The following is a 15,158-nucleotide window of genomic DNA, read 5'->3' on the forward strand; positions in this document are numbered from 1 at the left end:
GGATGGCGCGGTCCCGCCGATTCCACGGCCATGCGACGAATGGTTCCGGTATGCGGCCGGCGTCCGCGCCCGCAGGATAAGACGACCATGCTCTGAGGTACTACTGATGTGTGACCACTCCTTCTGAATCAATCCAGAACCATGCCGTCGAACCCGTCGATTCCTCCGATTCCTCGCATCCTTCCGGGCATTCGAATCACTCGGACTCGTCGAATCGCTCGGACTCGTCGCTTCCCTCGGTCGCGGCGGCCGTCAACAGGTTCCACAGTCATGCCATTCCGCTGGACATGGAGGACATCGAGCGGGACTGGGACAGGCCCGTCGCGGAGGCGGGCATCGCGGCCAAGGCCAGCGTCATCGTTCGTGTGGGCATGCTGGATCTGGGCGCGGGAACCGGAAGCTTCCGTGTGCGGGAGATGATGCATCGCATCTCGTATCCGTTGGGGGTCCATGTCCGTGCGGATGTGAACCTCACCGACATCGAGGCCACCTGCACCGATGGCCATGAGCGCATAACGGAGGTGGTGGATCTTCCCACCACGGGCGTGAACACGGAACGCATCTGGCTGTTGGAGCATTTCGCCGACTGGTTCAGCGTGAACCTCGGTCTGGGCTCCATGTATCACGCGCGTCCCAGCATCTCCGAGGAGCTCGTCGACGGTCTGGCGAGTCCCGAGTCGCGTCATTCGGCCATGCGTCCGCTGAATCTGCACTCCAGACGCGCCGGGAGACTCGGGGGACCCGGGGATGCGAGGCGACGGCCCGTCCCGTCCCGGCAGGGGCCTCAACCCCCGAAGGGAGAGTATGCCAAACATTTCGATCATGTGGGCGCGGCCGCGGAGCGCGATGGTCGACCGTCCCCCATCACCGTCAGTGAGGTCCATGACCGGCTGGATTTGATCGAGCGCAGGAAGCCGCTGTACGCCCCGTGGTTCTCGGGACTCGCCTCGGCGGTGGCGTGCGCGGCCTTCGTCTTCCTTCTGGGCGGAGGGTTGTATGACATGGTCGGTGCCTTCATCGGCGCCGGTCTGGGACAGTGGCTGCGTCGGCGGCTGTTCGCGCATCGGCTGAACCAGTTCTTCGTCACGTTCGTCTGCGTGGCGGTGGCCGCCTTGGCGTGCGTGGCCGCGTTGAGGCTTATCGGATTGTTCGACCCGGTGGCGCTGCAGCACGACACCGCGTACATCGGGGCGATGCTGTTCGTCATCCCCGGCTTTCCGCTGATCACCGGTGGCCTCGATATCGCGAAGATCGACTTCCCCTCGGGGATCCAACGGCTGTGCTACACGTTGGCGATCATATTGATGGCCACCCTCGCCGGATGGATGGTGGCATCCATCGTCGAGCTGAACCCGCAGGGTTTCGAGCCGCTGGGACTGAGTCCGTGGCTCAACGGCGGGCTGCGTTTCGCCGCCGCCTTCGCTGGCGTGTGGGGGTTCTCGGTGCTTTTCAACTCACCGCAGCGCATGTGCCTGACCGCGGCGACGATCGGCGCGATCACGGACACGTTGAGGCTCACGATCACGGATGCCGGGGTTCCCGCCGAGGCCGCGGCCTTCGCCGGCGCCCTGCTCGCGGGGCTGCTGGCGTCGGCGTGGCGGTCGTCGGTGAGACGGGGGTGGCTGCCCCCGCATCTGGGGTATCCCCGCATCTGTCTGACGGTTCCCTCGATCGTGATCATGGTCCCGGGTCTGTATATGTATCAGGCGATGTTCCATCTGGGGCAGTTCGATGTGCAGCTGGCGATGGATTGGGGATTCCGGGCGTTCATGGTCATCCTCTGCCTGCCCATCGGTCTGGCTATGGCCCGGGTGCTGACCGACAAGAGCTGGCGGTATGACGTGTGAACCGGTATGACGTGTGAATCGGTGTGACGTGTGGTGGGGTTGGTGGCTGTCCCCGCGGCACTGCTGCTGTCGGGGCGGGAGGGGGAAAGTCCAACGGACCGTGGAGATCTCCAAACGAGGTCTCCACGGGATGACGGTTGAGCACGGGGCCGGTCAGAGTGTGATTCAGCGATTAGACACTGGCACTGTGGTCGGAACGGCTGCATGACAACCGTCGGTTGCGGATGTCAGTACTTCATGCCCATGGCCGTGCGAACCTCGTCAAGGGTCTCCTCGGCGATGGCGTTCGCCCGCCGGTTGCCGTCGTGCAGCACATCGCGGATCGAATCCATGTCCTTCGCGAGTTCGGCCCGACGCTCGCGATGGGGCGCCAGGAACTCGTTCACGTTCTCGATCACGTACTTCTTCAGGGCCCCCGCCCCGGATTCGCCGATCTCCTCGGCGATGTCCTTCGGATCGCGGCCAGTCACCAGCCCGGCCGTCGTCAGCAGCGCGGACACCTGAGGCCTGTTCACCGGATCGAAGGTGATGCGGCGCTCGGAGTCCGTGGGGCTTTTCCTGATGAGCTTCGCCGTCTCCTCGGCGGTCGCGCCCAGCATAATCGAATTGCCATAGGACTTGCTCATCTTCCGGCCGTCGAGACCCGGGATCTCGGGCGCGTCCGACAGGATGGCCGCAGGCTCCGGGAACACGGGGTTCTTCGGCGCGTAACGCTCGTTGAACCGTCGTGCGATGGTGCGGGTGATCTCCACATGGGGGAGGTTGTCCTTGCCGATCGGCACCACGTTCGCCTTGCAGAAAAGGATGTCGCACGCCTGATGGACGGGATAGGTCAGTAGCAGTCCGGTCAGCGCGTGGCCGGAGGCCTCCATCTCGGATTTGACCGTGGGGTTGCGGTGGAGCTCGGCCTCCGTCACCAACGACAGGAACGGTAGCATGAGCTGATTCTCGGCGGGGGCCGCGGAATGGGTGAATATCATCGTCTTTTCGGGGTCGATTCCGGCGGCCATGTAATCGAGCACCAGATTGAGGACGTTCTCCCCGATGTGCTCGGTGGTGTCGCGGTCCGTGATGACCTGATAGTCGGCGATGATGATGTTCGTTCGCACGCCACGGTTCTGCATCGCCACGCGCTCGCGTATCGAACCGAAATAGTGTCCCAGATGCAGACGCCCGGTCGGCCGGTCGCCGGTGAGCATGGTGAATGACCCCGGATTCGTCTCCAACTTCGCGAGGGTGGCGTCGGACAGTCGTTTCGCCGTCTGGAAACTCGCGCTGATCTCATTGCCCGCTGCGGTCACCCGAAGCTCGTCGCTCATCGTCATGGTCCTTAGATGTCCTTAGATAGAAAAGGGTTCGACACGTGAATACTGCCCTTATCGTAAAAGTTCAAGACGACAACCATGCGGAATCGAACAGGTGGTACGCTCTTATGTGATGAATTGATAGCTTTGGTGAATGATCAGGGGGTCAGATGGGCCGCGGACGGCAGAAGGCGAAGCAGCAGAAAATAGCCCGTAAGCTGAAGTACCTGACAACCGATACCGATTATGACGAGCTTGCCAAAGAGCTCAAGGGCGAGGAACCGGGGACCGAGTCCGTCGATCCCTTTGCGGGCGTCGAAGGCCATGACGAGGAACGCACCTCGCCGGATTCGCCCGCGGAGTCTTCCCTTCCAGCCGATGACCTCGATGAGTACGCCCGATGGGCGGCGGAGGCCGCGGCGAAGGCCACCAGCGCGGAATTCCCTCAGACGCATATCCGCTCCGACCATCATGCTCATAAGATCATGCCGATGCCGCGGCCGCACGTCTCCGACGATTCCAAGGCCAAGGGAAAGAAGTCCTCTGACTGACCTTCCGTCTACTGACCTTCCTCCCTTTCACCCTTCCTCCTGACGAGTCCTTCCGTATCGGTGGGAGCGCGTCGCGTGGACGGTCGTCGTGCCGGCATGTCTTCCATGAATCATGTCTTCCATCAGTCGTGGGGCACAGGTGTATGCGGGTGTATGCACGGGCTGAAGGCGCGTGTGCGTACCATGCTTGCGCGCGTCATAGGTAACGGCGATATCGCCGAAGGCGTCATGATACCGTGCGGCGTTCGCGATCTTTTATACTGGGCTGAACCGCGTCATGCATGGCCGGAATCCTGCGGAGCAATGCAATCCTGCAGAGGTAGTGGTAAGGGTAATAGGGATAACGAAGAGAGAAGAAACATGACAGTTCTGACACATCGGCGAAAGCTTGCCGTATCCGCCATCGCACTCATCGCCTCGATGGGGATGCTTCTTTCTGGATGCGGCTCGCAGAACGGGAGCGACACGGGGGCCTCCGCCTCCGCCGCGGGTGACTCGACGGCAGCCGGCAAGGCGCTTGACGCCACCGCGTACGACAAGCTCATCGCCGCCGGGTCGGTGGCAGACGCCTCCGACGTTTCGGCCAGCAGCTGGGCGTCATCCGTGAAGAAGGCGGGCGTCCTCAAGGTCGGCGGCACCAAGACGTCCACGCTGTTCTCCCTGCAGAGCCCTGACGACAACAAGGTTCGTGGCTTCGATGCGGGTCTTTCGCAGCTTCTGGCGCGCTACATCATCGGCGACGCGAAAACGGAGATCAGCGTCGTCGACTCGTCCACCCGCGAGACGGTCCTGCAGAACGGAACCGTCGACTCCGTCTTCGCGACCTACTCGATCACGGACTCCCGCAAGGAGAAGGTCGACTTCGCGGGGCCCTACTATGTGTCCCATCAGGGGATTCTGGTGAAGTCCACCACCAACGACATCTCGTCCGTCGATGATCTGGCGGGCAAGAAGGTCGGAGTGCAGGCGGGATCCACGGGTCGGCAGATCGTGGAGAAGTATGCTCCCAAGGCCACCGTCCAGGAGTTCCAGACGGACGCCGAGATCGTCCAGGCGATCAAGCAGGGCAGGATCGACGCATACGTCGTCGACCAGTCTCTGGTGCTCGGCGATGTGGCCCGCGATCCGGACTCCATCAAGTCCGTCGGTGATGGGTTCGGCAGCGAGGATCCATACGGAATCGGACTTCCCAAGGGGTCGGACGCCGCGGCCTTCGTCAACGCGTGGCTGAAGAAGATCGAGGAGGATGGCACGTGGGCCAAGCTCTGGAAGATTACCATCGGTGACCGCACCGGCGTGACCGACGTCCCCACGCCTCCCACAATCGACGAGTGAGGGACTGAATGGGATCCGGACAGACTGTGTGGGGCCAGCTCGCGCATCTTGTGGGGACGTATGGCTCCCAGTATGTGGACGGCTACGGGGTGACGCTGCGCATAGGCGTCATCGCCTTCGTGGGAGGTCTTCTTCTGGGCCTTGCCCTCACCGTTCTCCGGATATCACCGATACCGCCGCTCCGTGCGGCGGTATCCGCCTATGTGGAGCTGTTTCGCAACATACCCGTGCTGTGTCTCCTGATCTTCGTGGTCTTCGCGCTCCCCGAGGTCGGGGTCGTCATCGACTACGAGCCCTGCGTCGTCCTCACGCTGATTCTCGTCTCATCCTCCTTCGCCTGCGACAATCTGCGCACCGGAATCAACGCCATCGATCCCGGACAGATCGAGGCCGCCCGATCGTTGGGACTGTCCTTCATGGGGATAGTCACCTCCGTGGTGCTTCCGCAGGCTCTGCGAAACGTCGTCCAGCCCATGGTGACGTTGTTCATCTCCGTGATCATCAGCTCGTCCACGGGCGCGCTGGTGCCTCTCGCGCATAATGAACTCACCGGACTGGTCTCGCGGATCAACACCACCGACGCGATGGGCATACCGACCTTCCTCATCGCGGCCCTGTTCTACGTGGCCACGGGTCTGGTGATCGCGGGGGTCGGACGGATAGTCGAAAGGCGGGTGGCGATATGGCGTTGAGTCCGACCGAGGCGGCGCTTTTCGAAACCGGTGGACCGAGGTCACGCCGGCGGATCGTCATCGGCACGATCGCATCCTCCGTGGCGTTGGTCGTGTTGGTCGCTTACGTCGTCATGCGGCTGTATGACAACGGACAGTTCGACCCTCAGTACTGGAGTCTTTTCACCGAAGCGAATGTGTGGGTTTTCCTGGGACAGGGATTTCTGGGCACGCTGCGTGCGGCTCTGGGAGCGGGGGCCATCGCGCTCGTCGGCGGTCTGGTGCTCATGTTCGGACGCATATCGAGCGTTGCTCCGGTGAGATGGATCGCCACCGCGATCATCGAATTCGTGCGTGGCACGCCCACGCTGCTGTTCATCTACTTCTTCTTTCTGGTGCCATCCCAGTTCGGCGTGCACATCAGCACATACTGGATGGTGGTGATACCGGTGTCGCTGTATGCGTCCGCGGTGCTCGCCGAGGTGTATCGGGCCGGCGTGCGCGCCGTTCCCCGCGGGCAGGGAGAGGCGGGGGCATCACTGGGACTGAGCCGTAGGCAGATCTACGCGTCCATCATCCTCCCGCAGATGTTCCGCATCGTCGTGCCGACGATGGTGACGCAGCTGGTCGTCGTGGTGAAGGACACCACCTTCGGATACGTGGTGACGTATCCCGAAATGATGCAGAACACGAAGGTCGTCATCGCGAACTACAACAGCCTGCTTCCCGTGTATCTGGTGACGGCGCTGATCTACGTCGCGGTGAACTACGCGATCTCCTGGTCGGCCCGGAAGATCGCCTCACGCATGGGCGAACCTCTTCTGGCGTAGATTCGATTTCCCTGTAGCGACCTCCCTGTAGCGGCGGCCCGGCGCGTACGGGCCTGGCGGGGCGCCGTCTGCCGCGCCATGCAATTTGCCGCGCCATGCGAAGGGCAGCGCCATGCGAAGGGCAGCGTCATACGAGGGGCAGCAGTGCGCTGAGATCGTCGCGTTCTCCCATGGCGGCGATGGCCCCGCGCCGACGCTCATCGTCCCAACGCGTCATTCCGGAGGCAAGCCTCAGCCACGTCGTGGGATCAAGTTCGATGACGTCGGGCGGCGTGAGATTATGGGGATCGGACCGTGGCCCGTCGAGGATCTTGACGGCCCCCCAAGGCGCGACCCTGACCTCCACGGCGCCCCCCGGCGCCTTCATCTCCAGCAGGCGCAGCGAATAGCGCACGGCCATCGCGACGGTCGAACGGTCAAGCGACTCGGAGGCCTTCTCATCGGTTTCGGCCAGCGTCCTCCACTGATTGAACGACTCGCGTCCGCACTCGAGGTCTCGGTCATGAATGACAGCCATATTTCCGGTATTGTGCCCGCCCTGTACGACTTCGATCCGTCGGGCTCTCTTCCGGCCGCGTTCCGAAGCCCTCCCGGCGACCGGGATATTGCGTGGATGACGCTCTCAGGGGGGCCGTATGTTGTAGTCTTTCATATGAGAACGTATGCGCAGGTTCCGTCGTGTCCGTTGCGGTATTGCGGGTCACAGCGTGTCAAAGCGCGCGTTCCGACAGCATCATTCGTCAAAGGGAGTCAGAATAATGACCGAAATCACCGCACCGAAGGCGCCCGTCACCTCCGACGAGTTCACTGGCGAGATCCGTGAGCAGTTGAAGTACACGCAGGGTGTGACGCCGGAGCAGGCGACCGCGGCTGATGTATATGTGGCTGCCGCCGCGGCCGTCCGCCGCCATCTCGTCGACGCCTGGATGAAGACCCAGAAGGATATGGTCTCAGGCGACACGAAGGCCGTCGGGTACCTCAGCGCAGAGTTCCTCATGGGCAAGCAGCTCTCCAACGCTCTGCTCAACGCCGGACTCACCGAGCAGTTCGAGGCCGCCGTCAAGGCTCTGGGCTTCGAGCCCCAGCAGATCGTGGACGCCGAATACGAGCCCGGGCTGGGCAATGGTGGTCTGGGTCGTCTTGCGGCATGCTATATCGATTCCCTGGCGTCGATCGGCGTTCCCGCCTTCGGATACGGAATCCAATACCGCTATGGCATTTTCAAGCAGAAGTTCGACGACAAGGGCCGTCAGATCGAAACCCCCGATTACTGGCTGGCCAACGAGGAGCCGTGGGGTCACATCGACTACAACCGTGACCAGCGCGTCAGCTTCGGCGGCAAGGTCGTCGAGGAGAACGGCAGGCGCGTGTGGAAGCCCGCGTGGTCGGTTCGCGCGGTGCCCGTCGACTACATGGTCCCCGGATACACCTCGCAGCGCGTGAACACGCTGCGCCTGTGGACCGCCAAGAGCTATGACGAGTTCGATCTGCTGACCTTCAACGAGTCCGAATATCTGGACGCCGTCAAGCCGCAGGTCGCCGCCGAGAACATCACGAAGATCCTCTACCCGGAGGACTCCACGCCCCAGGGCAAGGCCCTGCGTCTCGAGCAGCAGTACTTCTTCGTCGCCGCGTCCATCCACGATGCGATCCGCGTGTTCTATCCCGGTGAGGCGAACCCCGACCTGACGAACTTCGCCGACAAGATCGTCTTCCAGCTCAACGACACCCATCCCGTCATCGGCATCCCCGAGCTCATGCGCGTTCTCATGGACGAGCACGGATACGATTGGGACACGGCGTGGGGAATCACCCAGAAGACCTTCAACTACACCTGCCACACGCTTCTTCCCGAGGCTCTTGAGGTATGGCCCGCGGATCTCATCGGCGAGCTTCTTCCCCGTCATCTGGAGATCATCAGGAAGATCAACGACCAGTTCGTGGCCGAACTCGAAAGCAAGAACGTCGCCGCCGATCAGATCGAGCGAATGCGCATCTACACGGATGACGAGCGGCCCTCCGTGCGCATGGCCTTCCTCGCGTCGTACGCGGGCTCCTACGTCAACGGCGTCGCCGAGCTGCATTCCGAGCTCCTCAAGGACGTCACGCTCAAGGACTTCTCTGACGTGTATCCGCAGAAGTTCGCCAATGTGACCAACGGCGTCACCCCTCGTCGTTTCGTGCGACTGTCGAACCCGCGCATGTCCGCCCTCATCACCGAGGGGCTGGGCACCGACCGGTGGATCTCCGATCTCAGTCTGCTCAAGGGACTCGTCCCGCTGGCCGACGATGCCGAGTTCGTCCGTAAGTTCGCCGATGTCAAGCAGGCGAACAAGGATGCGTTCGCGGTGTTCGCGAAGAGCCATTACGGAATCGATCTTGATTCCAGCACCATGTTCAACACGATGGTCAAGCGTCTGCACGAGTACAAGCGCCAGAGCCTCAAGATCCTCGCGCTCATCTCCACTTACGCCGACATCAAGAGCGGCAAGGTGAACGTGGACGACGTCCTTCCGCGCACGGTTATGTTCGGCGCGAAGTCGGCCCCAGGCTATGCGATGGCGAAGCTCACGATCCGCCTGATCAACAACGTGTCGCGTGTCGTGAACAACGACCCGGATGTCAAGGGCAAGCTCGCCGTGCATATGCTGCCGAACTACAACATCGAGATGGCGGAGAACCTCATCCCCGCGACCGATCTCGACGAGCAGATCTCGCAGGCCGGCAAGGAGGCCTCCGGAACCGGCAATATGAAGTTCGCCCTCAACGGCGCGCTTACGGTGGGAACCCTTGATGGCGCGAACGTCGAGATCCGTCAGCTGGTCGGCGCCGAGAACTTCTTCCTTTTCGGCATGACCGTCGACGAGGTGGACAAGCTCTACGCCGAGGGATACGACCACGGTGGCTCGCGCAAGTACTATGAGGCCGATCCCCGCCTCAAGCAGGCGGTGGACATGGTCGCGGACGGCACCTTCTCGGATGGCGACAAGGATGTCTACAAGGATCTCGTCAACGATTGGTTGACCCATGACTACTTCATGACGATGGCCGACTTCGGGGCCTATATGGACATCCAGGCCGAAATCGAGAACACCTATCGCGAGCCTGCCAAGTGGGCCCGCATGGCCGTGCTCAACGTCGCGAACTCCGGATACTTCAGCTCCGATCGTTCGATCGAGGACTATCTTGAGCGCATCTGGCACACCGGCGCGCTCGCCTGATGTCGAGTGACTTGCACCGATTATGCGGAAGGCCCGCGCCCCTTGGGGCGCGGGCCTTCCGCATAATCACTTCCGTTTGGTCGATGGTGATCGCGGGTTTGGTGGTGATCACGGCAAAAGATCACGGCAAAAGCATGGATGCGGAGCTGGGACCCCGAAGCTCTCCCATGATGCGTCGACCGTCGGATGCGTCGAACGACGCATCAGGCCTTGTCGGCCGCAGCTGCGTCGGGCGCGTCGAACGCCGGTGCATCCTCCTCGTCGGAGGCCTTTCCGGCCTCGTCCGTGCCGTCCTTATCCTCGTCCTTGGAGAGGCCCAGATCGACCGGAGACGAACTGTTCTCCCATGGCTCCTCCCACGGGTCGTAATCGGGGTTGCGCTGCTTGTAGACGTAAAGGCCCACAACACCCGCGAGCAAAGCGCCGAAGAGCAGCGCGAAGAACTTCCAACCGTTAGAAGACTTATTCTCCATGACGGCTCCTTTCATCATGAGCTTTGCTGGCCTGCCCATCCAAGCCAACTCCTTCCATCCTAATTGTGTGAATGTGATGATTGGGTGCTTGTGACGTCAAAGGTGCCCCTTGTTCACCGTCGGCCCGGATTCCTCCGTGTCGTCCGTAAGGATAAAGTGGTCACCATGCGCGTTCCTGATAGACGGTCCATCGTCGGCTCCTGGCGCTCGGGGGAACCCGTGGTCGTGTGGGGCATCATCGTCGTCTGTTCCGTGGTGTGGCTTGTCCAGACGGGATTGCGCATCCTGGCGCCCGATCTCTATTCGTCGCTGATGATGTCGACGATGTTCGTCCCCGCGCTGGTGCCCGCCTACCCGTGGTCGTGGCTTACGTCCATGTTCCTCCACGCGCCGAGCATCCTTCACGTACTGTTCAACATGCTTACGCTATGGGTCGTCGGGCCGTATCTGGAGAGGGCTCTGGGCCATATTCCCTTTCTGGTCATGTATCTGGTGTCGGGACTGGGCGGATCGGTGGGGATACTGGCGTGGGCGAGGATCACCGGCCAGTGGATGACGGCGAGCTATGGGGCGTCCGGGGCGATTTTCGGCCTTTTTTCCGCGGTTCTTGTGGCCTATCACGCCATGGGAGAGGATATCCGGTCGTTGGTGGTGTGGATCGCCATCAACCTGGCGATTCCGTTTGTGGTGTCCAACGTCGCGTGGCAGGCCCATGTCGGCGGTCTGGTCGCCGGTGCCGTCCTCGCGTGGCTTATGGTGTCGGGCGTTCGTTCGTTGCGCGGTCGCGGGGTGGGGACGCGCATGGCCGTGTATGGGGGAGCTTTGTCGCTGGTGCTGGTGGCGGCGGGCGTGTTCCTTATCGTGGCGTGAGATGCCCGTCGCATAGGGAATATGCGGTGGCCGGGCGGTGGGTGGACTGTGACCGGACTGTGACCGGACTGTGGCCGGGCGGTGCTGGTGGCGGTGGTTGGACCCGTCCGTGCCCGTGACCACGACCGTGCCTGTGCCCGTGCTCGTGACTGCGGTTGTGGCGGGGAACGACGCCAAACTCCATCCGTGTAGTTTTCCACATCTGTGGACAATCATGTGGATAACCGGGGGAAAGGATGCGCGCAAGTAGCGGTGCCCGAGTGGTCGTGGTGGCTGCACTGGGGGTCAGACTCCAGTGATTGCAAGGGGGAAGGGGTAATGTGAGGGGCATTGTGGATACTGTGGATATTGTGTGTCTAAGTTATCCACATGCATGCACACGTTGATGGCGCGAAAACAGCTGGCGTCGTCATAGCGGTCACCGGCCCATCGCGATCGGCACCGGCTCCACGACCCGCGTCGATGCGCCCCACGACGACTATGGCCATGCCCGCGGCCGACGATCATGAACGACAAACGACGAAGGGCAGGCCAACCGCTGGAACGGCGGGCCTGCCCTTCATACAAGGGTTGCTCAAGGATGCTTTTGGCGGTGGCTGTTTAATGCCATCCCATGGTCATGAGGAAGCCCGTCATGATGATCGCGAAGGCGATGACGAGGTTCCACGCGCCGATGTTGGGGATCGGATATCCCGGAGAGAGGTAGTACACGACCGCCCACACGAGGCCGATGACCATCAGCGTGCAGAACAGGGGGACGAACCACACGGGATTGGCGCGGGTGCCCTTGATGGACTCCTCCACCCTTTTGCTGTTCTCCGACTGGCGTTGCATCATGCGGCGCATCTGGGGAGTCAGCGAGTCCTTGTCCACGTTCGCGCTCAGCAGCGCGTCGATTTTATCCATGGGAAGGCCCAGGTCGTCGTCTGTGGCGTCCTTGTCCTTGTCCTTGGCCGCCTTATCGCCGGTGGCATCCGTCGTGGCGGCGTCATCCGCGGAGGATGGCGTCGCATCGGTGTCGTCCTGCGCGGCAGAGGTGGCGGCGTCGGCGACGACCTCGTCCGTGGTCTGCGTGGTCGGGGTCGAGGGGTCCTGCCCGCCGTTCGTCCCGGTGGGTTCGGTTCCGGGAAGCTCTTCGTCAGCCATGAGCTTTATCTCCATTCGATAGGCTAACAAGTCATAATAGTGGGTAGAGTCGGACGAGGCGAATACCGCGAGAAAGGTGTCAGGCATGGGCACGAAGAAGACGGGCAGACATGGGGCCCGGCGTTCGCTGTCCGCGACCGTGGCGGTTTTCGTCGTCCTTGCTCTGACGGGCTATCTTCTGGTCACGAATCTGCGTGTCAATCGCAGCGCGATGGTCACGTCGGACACGGGCGAGATGATCGCCCAGCGTGTGCAGAAGGTGGATGCCCTGCGCAAGGAGGTCAATTCCCTCAGCGTCGAGGTCAACACGCTCAACGCCTATTCCGGCAAGGAGACGTCCTCCTCGTCCGAAGACGCGGGATCGGGAACGATGCTGCCCAAGGTCAAGGGACCGGGAATCACCGTCACTCTTGATGATTCGCCTTTGTGGGAGACGGTCGTAGGGGACTCGGGGTCGAGCGCCACCATCAACGACTATGTGGTTCATCAGCAGGACGTCGAGGCCGTGGTCAACGCTCTCTGGCAGGGTGGCGCCGAGGCGATGATGATCCAGGACCAGCGTGTGCTTTTCAACTCGGCGGTTATCTGCAAGGGCAACGTCCTCATGCTTCAGGGGAAGCAGTACTCGCCGCCGTATACCATATCGGCGATCGGGCCAGCGGACAGTATGATGGACTCACTCGACTCATCCGATGCCGTGCGGATCTATAAGCAGTACGTCACCGCATTCGGTCTGGGGTGGGAGGTCGTCAGCAAGGAGCATCTGACCTTCCCGCAGTCCCCGGCTCTTCTGCAGGCGTTGAAGTACGCGACCGTGAGCGGTGACGGCGCCTCTGATCAGGCGCAGAAGCAGTCCAAGGAGGACTCAGGACAATGAAGCAATCCAAGCCCGACTCGGATGGCCGGACGTCGCGGACGCGTTCCTCGTCAGGTGGCGTCGTGTATACGGTTCTTGGTCTGTTGGGGGAGATCCTCATCACGTTGGCCGCCATATGCGCGTTGTATGTCGTCTGGCAGCTGTGGTGGACGGGAGTGGAGGCGGAGCGCAGTCAGGCCGACATGCGGCAGTCGGTCTCATGGGAGGATCCGGGGTCGTCCGGCAAGGTCTCCATAGCCAAGGCCCAGAAGGGCGATCCGCCGGAGCAGCCCACCAGTGCCAGCTCCAACGAGCTCATCGGCGAGGTCTATATCCCGAGGTTCGGAGATTCCTGGGTGCGCAATCTTGTGGAGGGCACCGATATGGCGCAGCTGAACCTCCATGGTTTCGGGCATTATATGAGTTCTCAGATGCCGGGGCAGGTGGGCAATTTTGCCGTCGCGGCCCACAGAAGCGGCTATGGGCAGTCCCTGGGGGACATCGACAAACTCCGGTCGGGTGATCCGATCATCATCCGTACCAAGGATTATTGGTATGTGTACCGATACACGACCCATGAGATCGTGCTTCCCAGCGATGTGAGCGTCGTGTCGTCGAACCCGGAGCATCCCAACGAGAAGCCGACCAAGCGGATGATCACCATGACCACGTGCGAGCCCCGATACTCGTATGCCACGCATCGGTGGATAGCCTACGGCGAGTTGTCGTACTGGGCGAAGGTGTCGGATGGTATCCCGCAGGAGCTGGCCTCCACGGATGGAACAGGTAAGGTGACCTTCGTCTCGCGGAACGCGGGGGAGTCGGATGCGCTGATCACGATGCCTGGTCTGACGAGCATCATGGCCGTCCTCCTGATCGTCTACGCCGTGTTGGCTGCTGCCGCCGCTGCCGCCTGGCAGTGGCCCGCGATCCGCGCATGGCGCGAACCGCGCAGAAGGACGTCGACCGGTCTCTACGGGTGGCTCGTCCGTCTGCAGCCCGGTGTTCTGCCGATTCGTCTGGTGCTGGTTCTTCTGCTGCTTCTCGTGGCAGTGGCGGCCATGTTCCAGTGGGCCTTCCCCTGGGCAGCCGCGAACATCCCCTATCTGCAACGTATGTCCAACTATGTGACGGTGTAGATTCGAATGGTGGACGCATGTGGGAGTGATGAGCGCATGCGGGGTGACGGGCGTTCGATATCGGAAGGAACGACGATGAGCAATTCCGCGCGGATTCTTGTGGTGGACAACTACGATTCTTTTGTGTACACCATCGTCGGGTATCTCAGGACCCTGGGGGCCCGTGTGGACGTCGTGCGCAACGACGCCATCGATCCATCGCATGATGATGTGATAGCCCCGTACGATGGCGTTCTGATCTCTCCTGGACCGGGTACGCCGTCGCAGGCCGGTGCAAGCGAGGACATCATACGGCTGTGCGCCTCGACGGGCACGCCCATGTTCGGCGTCTGCCTAGGGATGCAGGCGCTCGCCGAGGTGTATGGGGCCACCGTCGACCACGCTCCGACCATCATGCACGGGAAGACGAGCCAGATAGACCATGACGATGATGAGATCTTCGAGGGTGTGCCCAACCCGATGACGGCCACGCGGTACCATTCGCTTGCGGTCGAGGAGGATTCCGTGCCGCCCGAACTGGCGGTAACCGCATTCACGCGCGACGACCGCACGGTTCAGGCGATCCGGCACAGGACGCTTCCGCTCTACGCGGTGCAGTTCCACCCTGAGTCCGTCATGACCGAAGGCGGATATCGGCTGCTGGCCAACTGGCTGCGGCTGTGTGGACAGGATGGCGCCGTGGGGAAGTCCCTGGGGATGCGTCCAAAGGTCGCAGCGTAACGCCTCGGTAGTCCAAACGCACGTGTGTCCGTGGATTTTGCGTGCGTGGGTTCTCCGACATCCACACACGGCTTGAATGCAGCGACGACCGACCGCAGGCCGGAGTGTCGATAGGGGACGGCGGTCCCTGCCGGTACGACGGGACCGCCATGCGACTAGCCGGGGCCTGTTTCATGCGTCCGTTGCATGTGTCGT

At 62.1% G+C, this 15,158-nt stretch carries 14 protein-coding genes; 10 read left to right on the plus strand and 4 right to left on the minus strand.

From position 1 onward, the window contains the following. The first annotated feature begins 287 nt into the window (after positions 1 to 287). On the plus strand, positions 288 to 1,847 hold the full coding sequence (locus BMIN_RS00810) for a threonine/serine exporter family protein (protein WP_152595220.1): 1,560 nt from the start codon (positions 288 to 290) through the stop codon (positions 1,845 to 1,847). Between the two features lie 227 nt (positions 1,848 to 2,074). On the opposite strand, the gene trpS is transcribed toward BMIN_RS00810, so the two are convergent. Further along, a complete protein-coding gene (trpS, locus tag BMIN_RS00815) occupies positions 2,075 to 3,166 on the minus strand; it encodes a tryptophan--tRNA ligase (protein WP_026647546.1) in 1,092 nt (363 codons plus the stop codon). A gap of 155 nt (positions 3,167 to 3,321) precedes the next feature. Between trpS and BMIN_RS00820 the strand changes: the two genes are divergently transcribed. The 4 genes from BMIN_RS00820 (at position 3,322) to BMIN_RS00835 (ending at position 6,538) form a co-directional block, all read left to right on the plus strand. Beyond that, complete coding sequence (locus BMIN_RS00820; protein WP_022861512.1) at positions 3,322 to 3,702, plus strand: DUF3073 domain-containing protein; 381 nt, start codon at positions 3,322 to 3,324, stop codon at positions 3,700 to 3,702. Positions 3,703 to 4,062: 360 nt separating this feature from the next. Beyond that, positions 4,063 to 5,037, plus strand: coding sequence for a glutamate ABC transporter substrate-binding protein (locus BMIN_RS00825; RefSeq protein WP_022861511.1), 975 nt, complete (start codon positions 4,063 to 4,065; stop codon positions 5,035 to 5,037). A gap of 8 nt (positions 5,038 to 5,045) precedes the next feature. Beyond that, positions 5,046 to 5,729 (plus strand): amino acid ABC transporter permease, encoded by a 684-nt coding sequence (locus tag BMIN_RS00830; protein WP_022861510.1) that lies wholly within the window; start codon positions 5,046 to 5,048, stop codon positions 5,727 to 5,729. Beyond that, positions 5,720 to 6,538, plus strand: a complete 819-nt coding sequence (locus tag BMIN_RS00835; protein WP_022861509.1) for an amino acid ABC transporter permease — start codon at positions 5,720 to 5,722, stop codon at positions 6,536 to 6,538. Before BMIN_RS00830 ends, BMIN_RS00835 begins: the two co-directional genes overlap by 10 nt. Before the next feature lie 127 nt (positions 6,539 to 6,665). Here the strand turns inward: BMIN_RS00835 and BMIN_RS00840 are convergent, their stop codons facing one another. Continuing rightward, positions 6,666 to 7,055: a sterol carrier family protein gene (locus BMIN_RS00840; RefSeq protein WP_022861508.1), complete on the minus strand. Its 390-nt coding sequence runs from the start codon at positions 7,053 to 7,055 to the stop codon at positions 6,666 to 6,668. A 241-nt stretch (positions 7,056 to 7,296) separates the two neighbouring features. Here BMIN_RS00840 and BMIN_RS00845 point away from each other — a divergent pair, with 241 nt between their 5' ends. Beyond that, the gene (locus BMIN_RS00845; RefSeq protein ID WP_022861507.1) at positions 7,297 to 9,759 is read left to right on the plus strand and encodes a glycogen/starch/alpha-glucan phosphorylase; all 2,463 of its coding nucleotides are present in this window, start codon (positions 7,297 to 7,299) and stop codon (positions 9,757 to 9,759) included. A gap of 203 nt (positions 9,760 to 9,962) precedes the next feature. On the opposite strand, the gene BMIN_RS00850 is transcribed toward BMIN_RS00845, so the two are convergent. Beyond that, on the minus strand, positions 9,963 to 10,232 hold the full coding sequence (locus BMIN_RS00850) for a hypothetical protein (protein ID WP_051126394.1): 270 nt from the start codon (positions 10,230 to 10,232) through the stop codon (positions 9,963 to 9,965). Between the two features lie 165 nt (positions 10,233 to 10,397). On the opposite strand from BMIN_RS00850, the gene BMIN_RS00855 reads away from it, so the two are divergent. Continuing rightward, entirely contained in the window at positions 10,398 to 11,102 is a 705-nt protein-coding gene (locus tag BMIN_RS00855) for a rhomboid family intramembrane serine protease (RefSeq protein ID WP_026647545.1), read from the plus strand. A 600-nt stretch (positions 11,103 to 11,702) separates the two neighbouring features. Here the strand turns inward: BMIN_RS00855 and crgA are convergent. After that, a complete protein-coding gene (gene crgA / locus BMIN_RS00860; RefSeq protein ID WP_022861505.1) occupies positions 11,703 to 12,248 on the minus strand; it encodes a cell division protein CrgA in 546 nt (181 codons plus the stop codon). Positions 12,249 to 12,333: 85 nt separating this feature from the next. On the opposite strand from crgA, the gene BMIN_RS00865 reads away from it, so the two are divergent. From BMIN_RS00865 to BMIN_RS00875, 3 genes are all read left to right on the plus strand, one after another. Beyond that, positions 12,334 to 13,125, plus strand: coding sequence for a DUF881 domain-containing protein (locus tag BMIN_RS00865; RefSeq protein ID WP_022861504.1), 792 nt, complete (start codon positions 12,334 to 12,336; stop codon positions 13,123 to 13,125). Continuing rightward, entirely contained in the window at positions 13,122 to 14,243 is a 1,122-nt protein-coding gene (locus tag BMIN_RS00870; RefSeq protein ID WP_022861503.1) for a class E sortase, read from the plus strand. The genes BMIN_RS00865 and BMIN_RS00870 overlap by 4 nt, the downstream gene beginning before the upstream one ends. A gap of 75 nt (positions 14,244 to 14,318) precedes the next feature. Continuing rightward, positions 14,319 to 14,963: an anthranilate synthase component II gene (locus tag BMIN_RS00875; protein WP_022861502.1), complete on the plus strand. Its 645-nt coding sequence runs from the start codon at positions 14,319 to 14,321 to the stop codon at positions 14,961 to 14,963. The last annotated feature ends 195 nt before the right edge of the window (positions 14,964 to 15,158 follow it).

The organism is Bifidobacterium minimum, assembly GCF_000741645.1.
GTDB classification, from domain to species: Bacteria; Actinomycetota; Actinomycetes; order Actinomycetales; family Bifidobacteriaceae; genus Bifidobacterium; species Bifidobacterium minimum.